Source organism: Microcystis sp. M49636_WE2 (genome assembly GCF_030065375.1).
In the GTDB taxonomy this organism is placed as follows: domain Bacteria; phylum Cyanobacteriota; class Cyanobacteriia; order Cyanobacteriales; family Microcystaceae; genus Microcystis; species Microcystis aeruginosa_C.
Genome location: NZ_JASJFG010000083.1, coordinates 1 through 17170 on the forward strand (window position 1 = coordinate 1; position 17170 = coordinate 17170).

Here is a 17170-nt window from a genome sequence, read left to right on the forward strand (position 1 = left end):
GCCTGTATTTAATTTCTCGACAAATACGGGATCAGTTATCTTTGCTTCTGTCAAACTGTTACCATTCGCTGTTGTAATTGTGCCACGCCACTCAAAATTTCCTTTTGAATTTTCTTTTTGATATACTCTAAAACTCTGCACTTGAATCAACTGGAGAGTATAACGTTGATTGAAATTAAGGTTTTTCAAATAAGAAGGATTAACATATTTAATTGAATTGTGCAGTATTTTTGTTGGGGTTCTACAATACTTTCCCAAATTATTGATATTGAATCTACCTACACATTTCCACTCACCGGGTAAAACGGAAAAATTTTCCGATTCAAACCCAAAATCATTGCCAGTATCAGCCAGGGGAATTTCGAGAATATCTAAAACTTTTGGTTCTTTACCAGAAATTAGTCTAACTGCTCGTGGAACCCTGCCATCTTCTGGATAAAGAGAATCACACACAGGACGAACCCAATTTCCTGAACCAATATCAATTCCAGCGATACAGCGTTCATTTAATTTCCATGAATTAGCAAGACAGACAATTTTTTTCAGAGATGACATATATTGACATTCCCCCATTTCTCCTTTAAATATTCGGCCACTAAACGACGGTGACAATTATGAGGTTTTGCCTCACTACAGAGTAAACAAGCGTTATTAATTACATCTGGAGAAACTTTTGTTTCAATCCTCCGGCTACTAATAAGTTGTCTAAATTTTTGTTCGTATATTGTCCAATCAACTTTTTTCTTTTTATATTCATCAAGAATATCTTGAGTTGGAGCTAAGTCTAAAACATGAACATAGTCAATGCCACCGATGACTTTTAAAAAATATTCTAGGTCAGCTTTTTTACTAAATCCTGCTAATTGGGAAACATTATTTAAACGAGTATCTATAACTCTCTTAACACCAGCTTTTTGTAAGTCATCAAAGAACTTCTGTGCAGTCTTTTGAGTAAAGCCAATTGTAAAGAGATTGATTGTCCTGTTCATCATAATTACCACTTGTTTCTATATAAGCAATTGCATCACCCTGAAGCTTATAAGCTTTCTCCAAACATTCTGCTTTTGTGAGAAGATTGCTATTTGGCTCGACAAATAAAGAAAGCTGAATTTCTTTTTGACTACTGGCTGAAAAATCGGTCAAACTATGTTTGAACAGCATTCTTTCTTCCAAATGGTCATGAGATTCCAAGTCACCATTTTTTAGAATATGATAAATATCTAAATCGCAATGACGTAGATGTTGACAAACCAGAATCGCTCTATGACATTCAATCGGGTCTTTCTCCGCACACATAAGGGCAATTCGATGTTTTTTCACTCCCTGTAAAATTCGTTCAATTCCATGATTAAAATCAGATGTTTTAGCAATTTTTTCGTATAAAGCCTTACCATTGACATAACATTCTTCGCTGCTCGGTCTGGCTCCTAATTCTTTGCCCAAAAACACATAGTAAATGCCTTCACTTTTTAAAGCATTTGACAATATTGACTGATTAAAATGCTTGAGAAATCGGCTATAAGGATGAGAACGAACATCAGCAAGGGCAGTTATATTATGCTTCTTAAGTAGAAGCATAAATGAGGCAATTTCGTGATTAGAGTGACCGATGGTGAATAACTGCATCAATATTATTATTCCTTCGATGAAAGCCTACAATAATCATTGTAGATCAACGATTGCCTAGAGAGGGGAACAGACCATCGGGCTAGAAGTGACTCTATAGGCAGAATATCCCAACTTTTAACCCTGATTATCGGTCAGGGGTCGATGTTTCTCGATCAAATCGATCGCCTGGGTGACACTTTCCGGGAAAATTACCACTAAACCACCCTCGGAAACCGTGCTTAAAGCCTTCTCTAAAGCTTCCGTTTCATCGAGAATAACTTCTGGTCGCAAACTGGCATTTTCTTGGCTAATTCCCCGGAGAATTAAATCGGCCACTTCTCCTCGGCGGCGACCGCGAGTATCGTTATCTTCCTTAACAATAATTCGATCGAACATTTGGGCCGATAATTTCCCTAATAAAATTAAATCATCATCGCGTCGATCGCCCGGCCCCCCAACCACGCCGACTTTTTCCCCGGACCAATTGCCGACAAAACCGCCGACGGCTTCGTATCCGGCGGGATTATGGGCATAATCGATTAAAGCGTGATGGTGTCCCAAGTCAAACAGGTTCATCCTGCCGGGGGTCTGGGCCACGGAAGGTTTAAAAGTCCGCACCCCTTGGCGAATTAACTCGATATCGATACCCTGCACAAAAGTGGCTAAACAGGCGGCCAGGGCGTTAGCAATCATAAAAGGAGCCATTCCCTGCATAGTCACGGGAATATTGACCGCTTCCTCGATTCTCAGCGTCCATTCTCCCTCTAGAATCGACAGATAGCCATTCTCATAGATGGCGGCCATGCCACCGCGACGGATATGGTCGTGAATAATCGGGTTATCGGGACTCATGGAAAAATAAGCGACTCTTCCCTTGACTTTTTCGGCCATACTAGCGGTCAAGGGGTCATCGGCATTTAAAACCGCGTAACCCTCGGCGCTAACCACCTCGGCCACAACGCTTTTTACCTTCGCCATTTGTTCGATGGTGTCGATATCGCCGATACCCAAATGGTCGGCGGCCACATTTAACACCACTCCCACATCGCACTGATTAAAAGCTAAACCCGATCGCAGGATACCACCCCGGGCCGTTTCTAGCACGGCAATCTCCACCGTGGGATCCTTCAAAATCATACTGGCACTGTAGGGACCGGTGTTATCGCCCTTTTCTACCAGATAATCATCGATATATACGCCGTCCGTCGTGGTAAATCCGACTACTTTCCCCGTTTGCCGGCAAATATGAGAGATTAAGCGGCTAGTGGTGGTTTTGCCGTTAGTTCCCGTAATCGCCAGAATTGGCACGCGACTGGGAGTACCGGGGGGGAATAACATATCGATAACTGGAGCGGCGATATTGCGGGGTAAACCGCGACTGGGGGCGACGTGCATCCGAAAACCGGGAGCGGCGTTGACTTCTACGATTACCCCGTCCACTTCTTTCAGGGGTTTGCGGATATCATCTGTGACCACATCGATCCCGGCAATGTCTAAACCGATTAATTTTGCCACTCTTTGGGCGATCCAGACGTTTTCGGGGTGAATTTCGTCGGTACGATCCACGGCGATGCCGCCGGTGCTTAAATTAGCGGTGGCCCGCAGATAGGCGATTGCACCTTGGGGTAAAATGCTGGTTAATTCATAGCCCTGTTTCTCTAGCACATTAAGGGCGGTTTTGTCAATAGTTATTTTAGTTAAAACGTTGGCATGACCGTCACCCCGGTTGGGATCTTGATTAGTAATTTCGATTAATTCTTCTATAGTTGAGCGCCCATCACCGACGACGTGAGCGGGAATCCGTTCGGCCACGGCGGCAACTTTGCCATTTATGACTAAAATTCGGTGATCACTGCCTTTATAGTATCTTTCTACGATCACGCTGCGGGTTTTCGAGGCGGCACTGGCTAGATCATAGGCTTCCTCTGCTTCCTGTTGAGTTTTAACATCGATGCTGATGCCCCGGCCGTGGTTGCCATCGAGGGGTTTAATCACGATGGGAAACCCTCCCACTTCCTCGATTGCCGCTGACAACTCATCCAAGTATTGAATCACCGTACCCCGGGGGACTGGAATCCCACCATCCTTGAGGATAGTTTTTGTGCCTTCCTTGTCACAGGCCAACTCAACGGCTAAAATCCCCGAAAAACTGCTTAAAGTGGCTTGAATGCGCTTTTGGTGAACGCCATAGCCCAATTGCACCATGGCACGAGCGCTCAGGAGTAACCAGGGGATATTTCTAGCTTGTGCTTCTTTGACGATGGTTTCTGTACTCGGACCGAGGGAGGCATTATTGCATAAATCGCGTAAATCGGCTAAATCTTGGGCTAATTCTTGCTTAGGATAGGTTCCCGTATCGACAATCGATTGACACAACCGCACGGCAGCCCGACCCGCATAACGTCCCGCTTGCTCCTCAACGTATTCAAACACCACGTTATAGACTCCGGGGGTGGAGGTGCCTCTCGTGCGACCAAACCCGACGGGAGTTCCTGCCAATTCCTGCAATTCTAGGGCGATATGTTCAATGATGTGGCCCATATAAGTGCCAGTGCGGACTCGTTCAAAGAAACCACCGCGATAACCGGGGGAGCAGTAATGTTCGACTAAACTGGGGAGAACGTCGATTAATCCCTCGTAAAAGCCTGGGATTTCATTCGATGGCTTCTCTGCGAGATCTTCGAGATCTAGACGCATAACAATGAGCTTGTCGCGACGAATACTCCAGTAGTTGGGACCGCGCAGGGTTTGGGTTCTGAGAATTTTCATGATATAGCTGATGTTCGCTGTTGAGAAGCACAAAGAAGCCGTTGTTTATTGTCTGGTTTTCCGAGATGGGTAAACTGTTCATCGTGAACAGTTTTTCAGGAGTTTTTTTACCCCAATTTAGGGATCACTTGCTGTTTTTTGAGATGATAGCCATCACCGTAGGCAAGAATATGTACCCGCAGATTATGCAGACTCAGAGGTTCGTTTGCGGTGACGTGATGGTGGTTGGTGTGGGACATTTCCCTAGCATCAATTACCGTTACTGTACCGCAGCCGATTACCGTCATCGTGCCATCCCGTTCAAACATAGCGCAGGTATCCTCATCGATGCCAATTCCTAAACGTTCGGGATAACCAGAGATAGCGCTCATTAACCGAGCCATGCGGTTGCGATTGTGGAAGTGTTGATCGACAATGACTTCAGGAATGAGACCTAATCCCATGGCCATATCCACTAAGGCCCGATTAGGTGCTTCCCCGCTGCTGCCCCCAGCAATCATGTGATGACCCATAACGGCGGCCCCGGCGCTAGTTCCAGCTAGGGTTAATTCTCCCTGTTGCACTCTTTGTCTGATTCTTTCCATCAGGGGAGTATCGGAGAGCAAACCGCATAAACGCAGCTGGTCGCCTCCGGTCATAAATACACCTGTACATTCTTCGATGTAGGCCTGGAATTGGGGGTCTTCTCCCTGTACGCGATCACGAATATCGATAACTTTGACGTATTTTGCCCCCATTTCCTCGAAAATCTTCTGATAGCGATCGCCGATTAAAACTGGTTCTCTGGAAGCGGAGGGAACAATAGCGATCACTGCTTCGCTACCCCCAGCGCGATTCCAAAAGGTGTGCAGTATCTCTTTACCGTGGACTTTATCCTCGGCACCTCCAATGACTAAAATCGCCGTTTTGAGAGATATGGGGGCAGGATTTTCGTGGTGTTGGGTTTCTAGCTCGATGATCATGTCACTGAACGAATAGACATTTTTAGGGATGGAAGGTTTTTCGGGAAGATGGACAAGTATCTTGATGTTATTTTCCCTGAACGGTTGACGGAAAAAAATGCGGTTTGGGGATATTTTTCGGGACATCAAGCAATAGTAGAGGCGATTTTAGCAATTTTCTTCGATCCACTGGCAATCACGGACTTTTAGTTAACTTTAAGTCTAGGCTAGACTTCGATCACTCAAGCTAGAGCCAGAAAAACCCCTAGACAGTACAGCATAGTCTATCATGTTATTGAGATAGACTATCGCAAAATTAGCAAGATTTTAACCGATCGAGCCGTGACAAAATGATACATTAAACACTATTCCAGTCTAGGCCTTAATTTTTCCCGTGCAGTTTGACATTGTTACTCTCTTTCCCGATTTTTTTACTTCACCGCTGCAGTCGGGGTTGTTGGCAAAAGCTCTCGAACGCGACATCGCTAGGGTAAATTTGGTCAATCTCCGGGATTTTGCCCACGATAAACACCGTCGCGTCGATGATGAACCCTACGGTGGTGGTGTGGGAATGTTATTAAAACCAGAGCCAATTTTTGAGGCGATCGAGTCTTTAGAAATTTTACCACCCCGGGAGATCGTGCTGATGACTCCCCAGGGGGAACCTCTCAATCAAGCTTTACTGAAAACTTGGGCCAGTAGTTATCAGCAGTTAATTCTCATCTGTGGGCATTATGAAGGGGTAGATGAGCGGGTTTGTGAGCATTTGGTGACTAAAGAGGTATCTTTAGGGGATTTTGTCCTAACTTGTGGGGAAATTCCTGCTTTAGCGATTATTAACGGGGTGACCCGGTTGTTACCCGGTACAGTAGGTAAGGCGGAATCGTTGAAATTGGAGAGTTTTGAGGCGGGTTTATTGGATTATCCCCAATATACCCGGCCCCCAGTCTTTCGCGGTTGGCAAGTGCCGCCGGTTTTGCGATCGGGTAATCATCAGGATATCGCTGATTGGCGCTATCAACAACAACTCGATCGCACGAAGGAGCGTCGTCCAGATCTCTGGCAAAAATGGCTAGAGGAAGGGGATTAATCCCCAAAAATGCTCGCGTGGGAATTATGAATTATGAATTATGAATTATGAATTATGAATTATGAATTATGAATTATGAATTATGAATTATGAATTATGAATTATGGCTCTTCTGGTTTCTAGACTTTGATGGCAACGTTTCCAATCCACTTTCGGCATTTTAGGTCTCTTTTTCGTTCCCAGTCTCTAGAGTCTATCTGCTCTTGCCAAAAAATTCTAGTTCTCTAGCTGGTGGGGGTTTAATAGGCGCAACCATAGACAAAAGGTTATATAAATTCAACTAATCATTTACTTGAGTAATTGGTATTTTACAAATCGCTGAAAGCAAGTCACCATAGGAATTAAGCAAATGCAGTTCCGAATCAAATCCTGTGGGAGATAGAAATTATGGTGGCTTTAATCACTCCAAAACCCGCTAAAACCAGCCGTTTAACCACACAAATCCAAGAAATCGCCGAAAATACTTTTACCTTACGCTGTTTGGATTGGGACCGCGATCGTTTTGATATCGAGTTTGGTTTAGAAAACGGTACGACTTATAACTCTTTTGTTATTCAAGGGGAAAAAACCGCCCTAATTGATACATCTCACCGCAAATTTGATCGCCTTTATCTGGATGAATTAACTAAACTAATCAACATCAATCATCTTGATTATTTAATTATCAGTCACACCGAACCCGACCACAGTGGTTTAGTCAAAGAAGTTTTGGAATTAGTCCCAGAAGTTACCGTGGTGGGGGCAAAAGTTGCCATGCAATTCCTCGAAAACATGGTACACAGACCCTTTAAACAGTTAATCGTTAAAAGTGGTGATACTTTAGACTTAGGTAATGGTCATGTTTTAGAATTTGTTTCAGCCCCTAATCTTCATTGGCCTGATACTATCTTCACTTTTGATGCTAAAACTGCCACCCTTTTTACCTGTGATGCCTTCGGAATGCACTTTTGTGATGATCAAACCTATGATCTAGAAAAAGACCTGCTAGAAGCCGATTTTCAAACCTATTATGACTGTCTGATGCGACCGAATGCTCGTTCAGTTTTAGGGGCAATTAAAAGAATCGAGAAATTCGAGATTAATCTCATTGCCACCGGTCACGGTCCCCTATTAAAACACCATATTTCTGATTGGGTGGGACGCTATCAAGCTTGGAGTCAAGAACAAACTTCTGCCGATACTTTAGTGGCTATATTCTTTACCCAAGATTACGGACAAAGCGAACATTTAGCTACTATGATTAGTCAGGGTTTGACTAAAACTGATGTGGTGACAGAATTAGTCGACATGAATAATGCTGATCCCCACGAAGTCAGAGAATTAATCAATCAGTCTAAAGGAGTTGTCATCGGAATGCCTCCCCAATCTTCCCCGATTAACCAGACGATTTTAAGCACGATTCTTGCTTCGGTCAATGGCAAACAAGCGGTAGGATTATTTGAGTCAGGAGGTGGGGAAGATGAACCAATTTTTCCCTTAAGAAATAAATTACAGGAAATGGTCGTGATCGAAGCTTTTCCTCCTCTTTTAGTTAAAGATAATACCAATCAATCCCTCGATTTTATTGCCGATGAAGCAGGAACCGACCTCGGCCAATGGTTAAGCCGAGAAAAAACGATTAAACAAATTAAGTCGATTAACAACGACTTAGAAAAGGCTTTAGGCCGTATTAGTACCGGATTGTATCTAATTACTTCCCAAAAAGCCGATTTATCCAGTGCCATGATTGCCTCTTGGGTGACACAAGCAAGTTTAAATCCTTTAGGTGTGGCGATTGCAGTGGCCAAAGATCGGGCAATGGTATCATTTTTACAGCCTAGCGATACCTTTGTTTTAAATGTTTTGGCTGAGGATAATTACCAGAAATTAATGAAACATTTCCTCAAGCGTTTCTCTCCCGGTGCCAATCGTTTTGAAGGCATTAAAACCTATACTGCCAATAATGGATCACCAATTTTAGCCGATGCCTTAGCTTACATAGAATGTGAAGTCACCAGTCGTTTAGATTGCGGCGATCATTGGGTAGTTTATTGTACCGTTAATAGTGGACGAGTTGCCCGTTTAGATGTCTTAACTGCTGTCCATCATCGCAAAGTTGGCAACCATTATTAACAGTTATCAGTTATCAGTTATCAGTTATCAGTTATCAGATTTAAGTTTTCAGTGGATAGTGTTAAGTAGGAAGTTGCCGCTTTATTTTCACTGATTACTGTTTACTGCTCACTGATAACTGAAACATCCAATTCTATCAATCTTAGGAGGAATAAAATGTACGAACCAATTAAAAAACCTTCCCCAATGATGGTGCGGGTAGTGCAAGTCTTAGAAATGATTCAAGATTTAATTGTCATTTCTCTCTGTATTGGTTTATTTAGCTTCATGGTGTTAGAAGTCAGAGAAATGTTTATGTCGCTGCTGCCACCGATTCAATTTCGGATTATTACCGCCGATATTTTATTCCTCTTAATTCTAGTAGAATTGTTCCGATTGTTAATTATTTATTTGCAAGAAAAACGAGTTTCTATCGGTGTTGCCGTGGAAGTTTCTATCGTTTCGGTTTTGCGAGAATTAATTGTCAGAGGAGTCCTAGAAACTAATTGGACACAAGTATTAGCCGCCTGTGCTTTTCTAATAGTTCTCGGTACATTAATGGTGTTAAGAGTTTGGCTGCCTCCCACCTTTGAAGGTATCGATCCTGAACAAAAAGTTTCTGAACGTTATCGTCAACATTTAGTTAAAGAATTAACTGAAATAAACAGCAAAACTTAATCAGTTATCAGTTATCATTTATCAGTACAGCTAATAAACAACTTAACAATTATGACCACTAATACTTTAATTTCCAATCCTGCTATTAATAATCGCCCCCGCGATGTTCAAACCGCCGAAATTGCCGAGCAAACGTGGGTTTTTCGCTCGCGTACTTGGGAAAGATTAAAATTTGAAATAGAATATGCTCGTCAACGGGGAACCACCGCGAATTCCTATCTTATCCGGGGCGATAAAACCGCCTTAATCGATCCCCCCGGAGAATCCTTCACCGAAATTTATTTGGAAGAAATTCGTCAATATGTCCCCTTACATCGTCTCGATTATCTGATTCTCAGTCACGTTAATCCCAATCGTATCGTCACTTTAAAGGCATTATTAGACCAAACCCATCAAATCAGCATCCTCTGTTCTAAATCTGCCGTCAATACCCTGAAAAATGCTTTTCCCGATGCCCAAATTTTGGGCATACGAACCGATGAAATCCTTGATTTAGGGCAAGGTCATCAACTCAGTTTTATTAATGTCCCTACCCCCCGCTGGCCTGATGGTATCTGCACTTTTGACCAAAAAACCCAAATTTTATACAGCGATAAATTCTTTAGTGTGCATCTGTGCAGTGACGATATTTGGGATAAAAATTGGAAACAATTAGACGCAGATCGTCGTTATTATTTTGATTGTCTCCATGCCGTGCAATCCAAAGCGGTAGAAACAGCCCTCGACAAAATTAAAGAATTTCCCGCCCAATATTATGCACCCGCCCACGGTCCGATAATTCGCTATAGTCTTAGTCGTCTTGCCCACGATTATCGTTATTGGTGTCAAGAACAAAAAACTCGACCTCTACAAGTGGCTTTATTATATGCTTCTGCCTACGGAAATACTGCCACCTTGGCCCGCTCGATCGAACGAGGATTATTAGAAAATGATCTGGCCGTAGAATCAATAAATTGTGAGTTTGCCACCCCTGCCGAAATTAGTCAAGCGATCGAAAATTGTGACGGATTTATTATCGGTTCTCCCACCTTAGCCGGTCACGCTCCTACCCAGATCCAAACTGCTTTAGGAATCGTTCTTTCCACGGCAGCAAAAACTAAATTAGCTGGGGTTTTTGGTTCCTACGGTTGGAGTGGGGAAGCGGTAGATTTAATTGAAACTAAACTCAAAGATGCCAATTATCGCCTTGGTTTTGAATCCTTGCGCGTGCGTTTTAACCCCACAGAAACCAGTTTACAAGCAGGTTATTTAGCCGGAGAAACTTTTGCCCAGACCTTGAAAAAAACCAAAAAATTGCGGGTTCCCCAACAGGGAATGACCGAAACACAAATCGATCGCACTGCCCAGGCCGTTGGTCGGATCGTCGGTTCCCTCTCTGTTCTCACCACTCGTCAGGGCGAGGATCATGCTGGTTTCTTGACCTCTTGGGTATCCCAAGCCAGTTTTAACCCCCCGGGGCTAATTATCGCCGTTGCTGACGAGCAAGCCGCTGATCGCCTAATTAACTCGGGAACCGTCTTTATCTTGAATATTCTCAAGGAAGGGCGCAATTTACGCCGCCATTTTTCCAATCGCATCAAATCTGGCGGCGATGTCTTTACAGGATTAGAAACCCAAGTCGGGGAAAATGGCTGTCTGATTTTAAGCGAAAGTCTCGCCTATCTAGAGTGTACGGTCAAAGAGCGACAACTCTGCGGCGATCGCTGGTTAGTCTATGCTACCGTCGAGCGGGGTCAAGTTTTGGATAGTAACGGTGTCACCGCCATCGGTCATCGTAAATCCGGTAGTCAGTACTAAAACTGGACTAGCGGCGCAAAATTCCTGACTTTTCCCCTATCATCGGCCTAGATTTCTGGAAAGCATAGGTTATGTTAGTATGTGAGGCTGTCCGACCGGGCTATTTTGTCTTTGTTTCCCCATGAAAAAATTGCCGCTAATCCTATCGGTGGGGAGTGTCGCTTTATTGTTGGTGGGATGTCCAGCTTCTAACCAAGCTAATCAATCCCCACCGATTACCCAAGAAACCCCCACCCCCACCCCCTCTCCTAGTCCCCCAGCTGCCCAACCTCCTGCCTTTAGCGGTGCTGTGCAACCGGCTACCAAACCAGCCACCCCAAAAGTACCTGGATTGATTCCCGCCACCGATCCTGACCAAAAACGGGCGGAAATTAATCGCGGTCGCAGCGATCCCTTTGCCCCTTTTACCCTACAACCAAATATTACGATTACAGTGGCGGAAAAACCCCCGGCTGGGACTCCGGCGGCTACCGCACCCGCAGCAATGGGCAATCGTTCCACCCCCGCAGCCGCAGCCACAGGCAATCGTTCCACCCCCGCAGCCGCAGCCGCAGCCACGGGCAATCCTCCCACCCCCGGAGGATCGATAGTAAAAGCTCCACCACCACCACCGCAACCGACGGAAGCGGAAGAAGTGCAAGTATCGGGCATCTTCCAGTTACCTACCACTGCCATGGCGATCGTGAAAGCCCCCGGAGAAGCCACGGAACGCCGAGTTATCCCCGGTTCTACCCTCTCTAATGGTTTAATTTTAGTTAAAGCGATCGATACTAATCCCGATAACCTCTATATTGTCTTAGAACAATACGGTCAAACTATTACCCGTCGCTTAGGGGATGATGTCCCCAGACCAGCCGCAGCACCGCAAGCCTCGATCAGCTATAATATTTCCGAATCAGGAGAATAAAACCCGTGCGATCGATTGCTATTCAACAAAAACAAACCATTATTTATCCCCAAATGCCCTTGGCTATCTATCGAGAGTTAGCCAGCCATTTACAACAGGTTCAGGGTGTGGAAACCCATCTCACTCCCCAGCAGTTCCAACAATTCGATTATCACCAAAGTCAGATCGGTAGTCTAGAAATTAACTATACCGAGACTTTTCAGGAAAGCGATCGCGCTCTGGTGACGGCAATTCTCGATTATTATGCCCAACGTCACGGCTCCTATCAGCTTTCCTAAGCTTTCTCTCTTCACCTTTTCTCCGATTACCGACTTTCTTCTTAAAAACTAAAGGTATTTTATAGGAGTTATCTTAATGCTGGGGATGATGCCAAATCCCGTCACACTTCATCTATTAAGGGTAGGGTTGATTCATGAATCAACCCTACTATGAATCAACCCTACTATGAATCAACCCTACCTTTTATAAAAATTAAAATCTTTCTGATTTTAAGTCACCGACGACCAGAGGTAGTCACTGATAACTGATAACTGATAACTGATAACTGATAACTGAAATGACCCTACCCAATTCCCTAGAAGAAACTATCCTGCAAGCGAAAGCCGCCACCCAACTGGCTCTAGAATCGGGAGCTAGACGCATACAAGTGGAATTAGTCATCCCAGAAATTGCCCTGCAAGCGCAAGCTTTAGCCCTTGATTTTGCCTCTATTTTTGACAGTTATGGTTCTGGTTTAAGGGTAATTTTTCCCGATACTGGGGCTGCCATGTTAGCTCGAAGGGATTGGGGAGAAACAGTTTTTCAACTGGGAGATTTAGGTAGTCGTTTTATTCCTGTCGAAAACAAAATTAAGCCCGAAGATGAAGTTTTTTTAGTTGTTTGCCCCTCCTCGGTTGAGATTAATTCCGTAGAAAAACTCTGTTACCTTGCCGAAGATCGCCCCGTAGTTCTTCTAATTCCTCAATTGGAAGATGTATCGGTAGTGGGTATCGGTTACGCAGCCCGACAATTGCGAGAAAGATTTTTAAGTATCCTAGAAAGTTGTTATTATTTTCGTCCCTTGGAATCAGCGATCGTGTATCGTTCCTATCCTTCCTTGTGGCAAGTTTGGCTAGAAAAAGAAGACGGTTATGAGTTAATTTCTGAACAATCCACTAAACCCATGGGCGAAGCTTTAGAAAATCTGATTCTGAAAGCTTCTAGTAATACTCCTAATGATGGTTCTAATCCTGCTAATAAAGCCAAAAAGTCTGGTTTATTTGCTACTATGGGACGCTTCTTAAAAGCATTACAACAGTGACATACTCCCCCCGTAAAGCTAGGCTGTGACGGGGGATTTTTTCCCCATTGCTGTTAGAAATTCTTGGCTTCTACAGATTGACCTCGATTGCAACTTTTATCCTTCTATTTTAACCGATCATTTGGCAATGCTATAATAAGATTAGTCGGTAGTTTCCCTAGAGGTAAACTTTTATGATTGTCAATAAGCGAGAACTCAAACAAGCCTTAAATCGGGTTTACTTGAAAATCAAGCCTGATGAAACAATTCAGGTTTTTCAAGCTAATTTGACGCGCTTGTTGGAGCAATGTGACAGCAAAAAGTCTGAAGAGTTTAAGGCTCTTCGGTTTGTCTTATGCAACGGACAGGATTATAAGAGATGAAACCCTTATAGATAGAGAAAGATATTTGGCGATTTTTGTCAATTGTTTTTGATCTAGAGCGAACTAATCAATTAAATTTCTTGCCAGATAAGGATTTAGTCGATTTATGCCCCCCTATCGAACCATACCAAGTAACGAAGAGCCAAAAAGCTGAGGGCTGATAGCTAACTACTGACAGCTAGATTGCTGGTCTAAAAAAGTAGCTGCGCCGAGTTTTAATTTTATTGTTTTCAAAAGAGTACACATCAGCAAAACCCTCATTCAGTTGAGAGCCATTTTTATGTATGCCAATAAACTGTCCCCAGCATGAACCATACTTCTCTGCGACAACAATATGTTCAATAAGATGTTTACCAGATACAATGATTCTGTCATACTGATAAAAATGCAGAAGTTTATCAATACCAATCAAATCGTGATAACCTGGACGTTGATAGATAATATTTTTATCAAAATACTTGACTAATAATTTAAAATCAGAAGAATCAATAGCCTCAAATAAATTAACGATTAATTCTTCATTGGCTGTAATATTTTGAGAATTAATAGACTGATACATAGTTAATGTCTCCGTTACGTTCATTTACCAATTGCCTCCCAAAGTTGTTGTTTAATTAGGTCTAATTTGAAGAATTTCCTTCAGACCTTTAAGTAAAACCTGATTATCCGCAGATGTACCAATCGAAGCTTTAAAACAATATTCATCTAAACCAGCTTGCAAACCACAATCCTGAACAAAAATTTGCTTGTCCTGAAGTGCTTGAACCAACTGCTTTGATGGAATTCTCAATGAATGGGTTCCAATAAACAAGAAGTTGGTGGATGATGGATATACCAAACAACCCAATTGCGCTAGATTCTTTGCCATAATTTCTCTTTCTTGACAGATTTTTTCAATATTGGAATTTACATAATCTATATCTTTTAAGGCAACAACAGCAGCCGCAAGAGCGATCGCATTGACTGAAAATGGGTTAGCAACTCGATAAAGATAATCAATGATTGTTTCATTAGCAATACTATAACCTACCCTAAGCCCAGCCAGACCAAAACTTTTTGAGAAACTACGCAAAACGACTAAATTAGGATATTGATCAACTAGGTCTATTACCGTTTCTTGGCAAAATTCATAATAGCATTCATCCACCACTACAATGCAATCCACTTCATTAAGAATTTTGATAATAATCTCTCGTGAGACATAATTAGCGGTAGGATTATTCGGATTAGCAATAAAAATAAGTTTTACTTCAGGGGTGACTTTCTGTAAAAGACGAGGAACTTCTAACCCAAAGTCATCTAATCTATTAACAAAAATTGGATTACCGCCAACAATTTTTGTTGCGTGTTGGTAAACAAAAAATGTTGGAATCGGAATTAAAACATTCTCGCCGAATTTGACAAAAATCTTGAGCAGTAATTCAATGATAGCATCTGAGCCATTTCCTACAAAAATTTGTTCTTTTCTAGTATTCGTATAATTAGCTATTGCAGTCCGTAGAGAATGATGCAAAATTTCCGGATATCTGTTAACTGTCGTTGCGGCCTTGATCATTTCTTGGATGACGAGAGGAGACGGTCCATAGGGCAACTCACTTTTGTCCAAAAAAACGCCTCTGTCGTGATTCAATAAGTCAGCTTTAGGAGCATTTAATGCTCTAATATGTTCGTTGATCAGATGTTTCATTTTTAAAATTACCTAATGGAAGTTTTGGAATTAATCCAGACAAGAACTTGAAGAAATTGGGACAAGTAAGTGGGCTTAATTAGTTCTTAGAAGTAGAACAAGCTTCTAGCCTTTGGACGGGCAGGATGCCTATCCCACATTTTATATTTAATCACCCAGAAACGGGAGAAATTTTCCAAGTCGAATCTGGCAAAAGTTCTAGAACTGTTTGATGATAATCAAATAAACTTTCTCGATGTCCCACACTAATAAACGTTGTTTTTATTTCTTTTAACTGTTGATATAAATTCTTTTCATTGATCAAATCCAAAGCACTAGTTGATTCATCTAAGATAACAAAATGAGGACGGGTCACTAATACTCGGGCAAAAGCCAGACGTTGTTGTTCCCCTAGTGATAATATATTTTCCCAGGGGACTTCTTGATCAAAGCCTCCAACTCTGGTAAGCACATCTTGAAGGTTTACTTGTTGTAGAACTTCACTGAGTTCTTGATCGCTCACTTGACGATCTACATTCGGATAAAGTAATTGTTCGCGTAATGTTCCTAGAATGATATATGGACGCTGGGGTAAAAAGAGGATTTCTTTGCCTGGTGGTCGTATTAAACGTCCAGTGCCTGAATTCCATAAACCGGCGATCGCTCTTAAAAGAGAACTTTTGCCACGTCCACTCGGTCCAACAATTAATAAACCCTGTTCTGATGCTAACTCAATTGTTAAATTTTCAACGATTACTTTTTCATAATTAGGAGTTTGTAAGGTGACATGATCAAAAGCGAGGCGGTTTTCTTCAATGCTTTTAATGGTGCTTACACCCTCAACTTCCTGGGTAATCGTTTCTAAGGTTTCTGAAAAAGTCACTAAACGCTCAATATAACTAGAAAGTCGTCCTGAAGTTGCAAATTCAGTGATCAATGTACCCAAAGCTGTGGCAAAAAGATTGGCGGCTAAACTAGCCTGATTTACCTGTCCAAAATCAATTTCATCTCTAATATATAAAGGGGCGACGAGTAAAAAGGGAAACACGTTAATAATTGACTGATAGCCTCGATCAAAAAAGTTCTTATTTCTTTCCCAATTAATCTTTTGTAAAGCAGTTTGAATTAAAGAACTAAATCGTTTTTTAAGAATATTAAATTCTTGATCTTCTCCCTGAAAAAAAGCAATGGATTCGGCATGATTACGAACATGGGTAACAGCATAATTATAATTGGCTTCAACTTCGAGTTCTTCTTGATTAATGTTATTAAATTCTTGGCTTAAATAAAAGGCAATCAAATTACCGATAGTGGTATAAATAATCAAAACCACTCCAATGGTTTTAGAAATCTGCCAGAGAATCACGAAAAAAACTATCATTTCCAAGATTTTCTCGACACAAGTTGCAAAAAAACTGAGGGTTGTTTTGGCGATGGGTTTAATTTCTTGGGTTAGACGTTGATCAGGATTATCAATGTTTGAGTCAAAGTTAATCTTATAATAGGCACGATTGCTAAAATATTTCTGCAACATATAATCATTCAGCCATTCATACCAGTCAAGGGCTATTTTCTCTCTCACAAACTTAGAAAGTCCCGTTAAGAGAGTGATCAACACAAAGCTAACAACCAAAATAAAAAGATTGTTCGTAAACCCAGATAAATTTTTCTCATCAATTACATTAACCAATTGACGCAAAATAAAACTATTGAAGGCAGTAACAGCCACTAAACAGATGATTAATGATAGCAAAAGTATTAACATTCCCCAGGATTTAATAACCTCAGAAAAAACTCTACCATCTGCTTCCATTGGATACCAATAGGCTTCAAGAACTAACTTCAGTTTATTCCAAAATTCTAGAAAATTAAGCTTTGAATCAGATTTTTTTTGCGCTTGCTTAGGAATATGTTGTGATTGCATAGTTATAAATTAAGTAAATGAATTTTTCCAATAGGGT

At 42.0% G+C, this 17170-nt stretch carries 16 protein-coding genes and 2 pseudogenes; 10 read left to right on the top strand and 8 right to left on the bottom strand.

The window, feature by feature from the left end:
- From PX484_RS01880 to PX484_RS01900, 5 genes are all read right to left on the bottom strand, one after another.
- Positions 1–555: dual OB domain-containing protein (locus PX484_RS01880; RefSeq protein WP_288102725.1), on the bottom strand; the 555-nt coding region annotated here is incomplete at its 3' end.
- A complete protein-coding gene (locus PX484_RS01885) occupies positions 543–989 on the bottom strand; it encodes a DUF488 domain-containing protein (RefSeq protein ID WP_024969514.1) in 447 nt (148 codons plus the stop codon). The genes PX484_RS01885 and PX484_RS01880, both read right to left, overlap by 13 nt.
- Positions 925–1626 (bottom strand): DUF488 domain-containing protein, encoded by a 702-nt coding sequence (locus PX484_RS01890; RefSeq protein WP_287766314.1) that lies wholly within the window; start codon positions 1624–1626, stop codon positions 925–927. The genes PX484_RS01885 and PX484_RS01890 overlap by 65 nt, the downstream gene beginning before the upstream one ends.
- A 117-nt stretch (positions 1627–1743) precedes the next feature.
- On the bottom strand, positions 1744–4377 hold the full coding sequence (gene cphA, locus PX484_RS01895; RefSeq protein WP_002804175.1) for a cyanophycin synthetase: 2634 nt from the start codon (positions 4375–4377) through the stop codon (positions 1744–1746).
- 107 nt (positions 4378–4484) lie between these two features.
- Positions 4485–5339 carry a cyanophycinase gene (locus PX484_RS01900; RefSeq protein WP_149976600.1) on the bottom strand — a complete coding sequence of 285 codons (855 nt, stop codon included), beginning with the start codon at positions 5337–5339 and terminating at the stop codon, positions 4485–4487.
- 48 nt (positions 5340–5387) lie between these two features.
- Between PX484_RS01900 and PX484_RS01905 the strand changes: the two genes are divergently transcribed.
- The 10 genes and pseudogenes from PX484_RS01905 (at position 5388) to PX484_RS25935 (ending at position 13704) form a co-directional block, all read left to right on the top strand.
- The gene (locus PX484_RS01905) at positions 5388–5528 is read left to right on the top strand and encodes a hypothetical protein (protein ID WP_157404799.1); all 141 of its coding nucleotides are present in this window, start codon (positions 5388–5390) and stop codon (positions 5526–5528) included.
- A 184-nt stretch (positions 5529–5712) separates the two neighbouring features.
- Positions 5713–6408 (top strand): tRNA (guanosine(37)-N1)-methyltransferase TrmD, encoded by a 696-nt coding sequence (gene trmD, locus PX484_RS01910; RefSeq protein WP_002804174.1) that lies wholly within the window; start codon positions 5713–5715, stop codon positions 6406–6408.
- Positions 6409–6795: 387 nt separating this feature from the next.
- Complete coding sequence (locus PX484_RS01915) at positions 6796–8520, top strand: diflavin flavoprotein (RefSeq protein ID WP_287766317.1); 1725 nt, start codon at positions 6796–6798, stop codon at positions 8518–8520.
- A gap of 156 nt (positions 8521–8676) precedes the next feature.
- The gene (locus tag PX484_RS01920) at positions 8677–9177 is read left to right on the top strand and encodes a phosphate-starvation-inducible PsiE family protein (RefSeq protein ID WP_002769278.1); all 501 of its coding nucleotides are present in this window, start codon (positions 8677–8679) and stop codon (positions 9175–9177) included.
- Positions 9178–9228: 51 nt separating this feature from the next.
- The gene (locus PX484_RS01925; RefSeq protein WP_287766320.1) at positions 9229–10974 is read left to right on the top strand and encodes a diflavin flavoprotein; all 1746 of its coding nucleotides are present in this window, start codon (positions 9229–9231) and stop codon (positions 10972–10974) included.
- 121 nt (positions 10975–11095) lie between these two features.
- Positions 11096–11881: a hypothetical protein gene (locus PX484_RS01930; RefSeq protein ID WP_287766323.1), complete on the top strand. Its 786-nt coding sequence runs from the start codon at positions 11096–11098 to the stop codon at positions 11879–11881.
- A gap of 5 nt (positions 11882–11886) precedes the next feature.
- Entirely contained in the window at positions 11887–12159 is a 273-nt protein-coding gene (locus PX484_RS01935; protein ID WP_002804170.1) for a hypothetical protein, read from the top strand.
- 278 nt (positions 12160–12437) lie between these two features.
- Complete coding sequence (locus tag PX484_RS01940) at positions 12438–13181, top strand: DUF1995 family protein (protein WP_287766326.1); 744 nt, start codon at positions 12438–12440, stop codon at positions 13179–13181.
- A 173-nt stretch (positions 13182–13354) separates the two neighbouring features.
- Positions 13355–13495, top strand: a pseudogene (locus PX484_RS25930) (DUF7149 domain-containing protein); the annotation flags it as partial.
- Between the two features lie 13 nt (positions 13496–13508).
- Positions 13509–13704 (top strand): annotated as a pseudogene (locus PX484_RS25935) (hypothetical protein).
- Between the two features lie 17 nt (positions 13705–13721).
- Here the strand turns inward: PX484_RS25935 and PX484_RS01945 are convergent.
- The 3 genes from PX484_RS01945 to PX484_RS01955 all read right to left on the bottom strand — a co-directional run bounded on the left by PX484_RS01945 (position 13722) and on the right by PX484_RS01955 (position 17133).
- On the bottom strand, positions 13722–14102 hold the full coding sequence (locus PX484_RS01945) for a nuclear transport factor 2 family protein (RefSeq protein ID WP_223211207.1): 381 nt from the start codon (positions 14100–14102) through the stop codon (positions 13722–13724).
- Between the two features lie 51 nt (positions 14103–14153).
- On the bottom strand, positions 14154–15230 hold the full coding sequence (gene hisC / locus PX484_RS01950) for a histidinol-phosphate transaminase (RefSeq protein ID WP_287766327.1): 1077 nt from the start codon (positions 15228–15230) through the stop codon (positions 14154–14156).
- A gap of 151 nt (positions 15231–15381) precedes the next feature.
- Positions 15382–17133, bottom strand: a complete 1752-nt coding sequence (locus tag PX484_RS01955) for an ABC transporter ATP-binding protein/permease (RefSeq protein ID WP_287766329.1) — start codon at positions 17131–17133, stop codon at positions 15382–15384.
- Between the last annotated feature and the right edge of the window lie 37 nt (positions 17134–17170).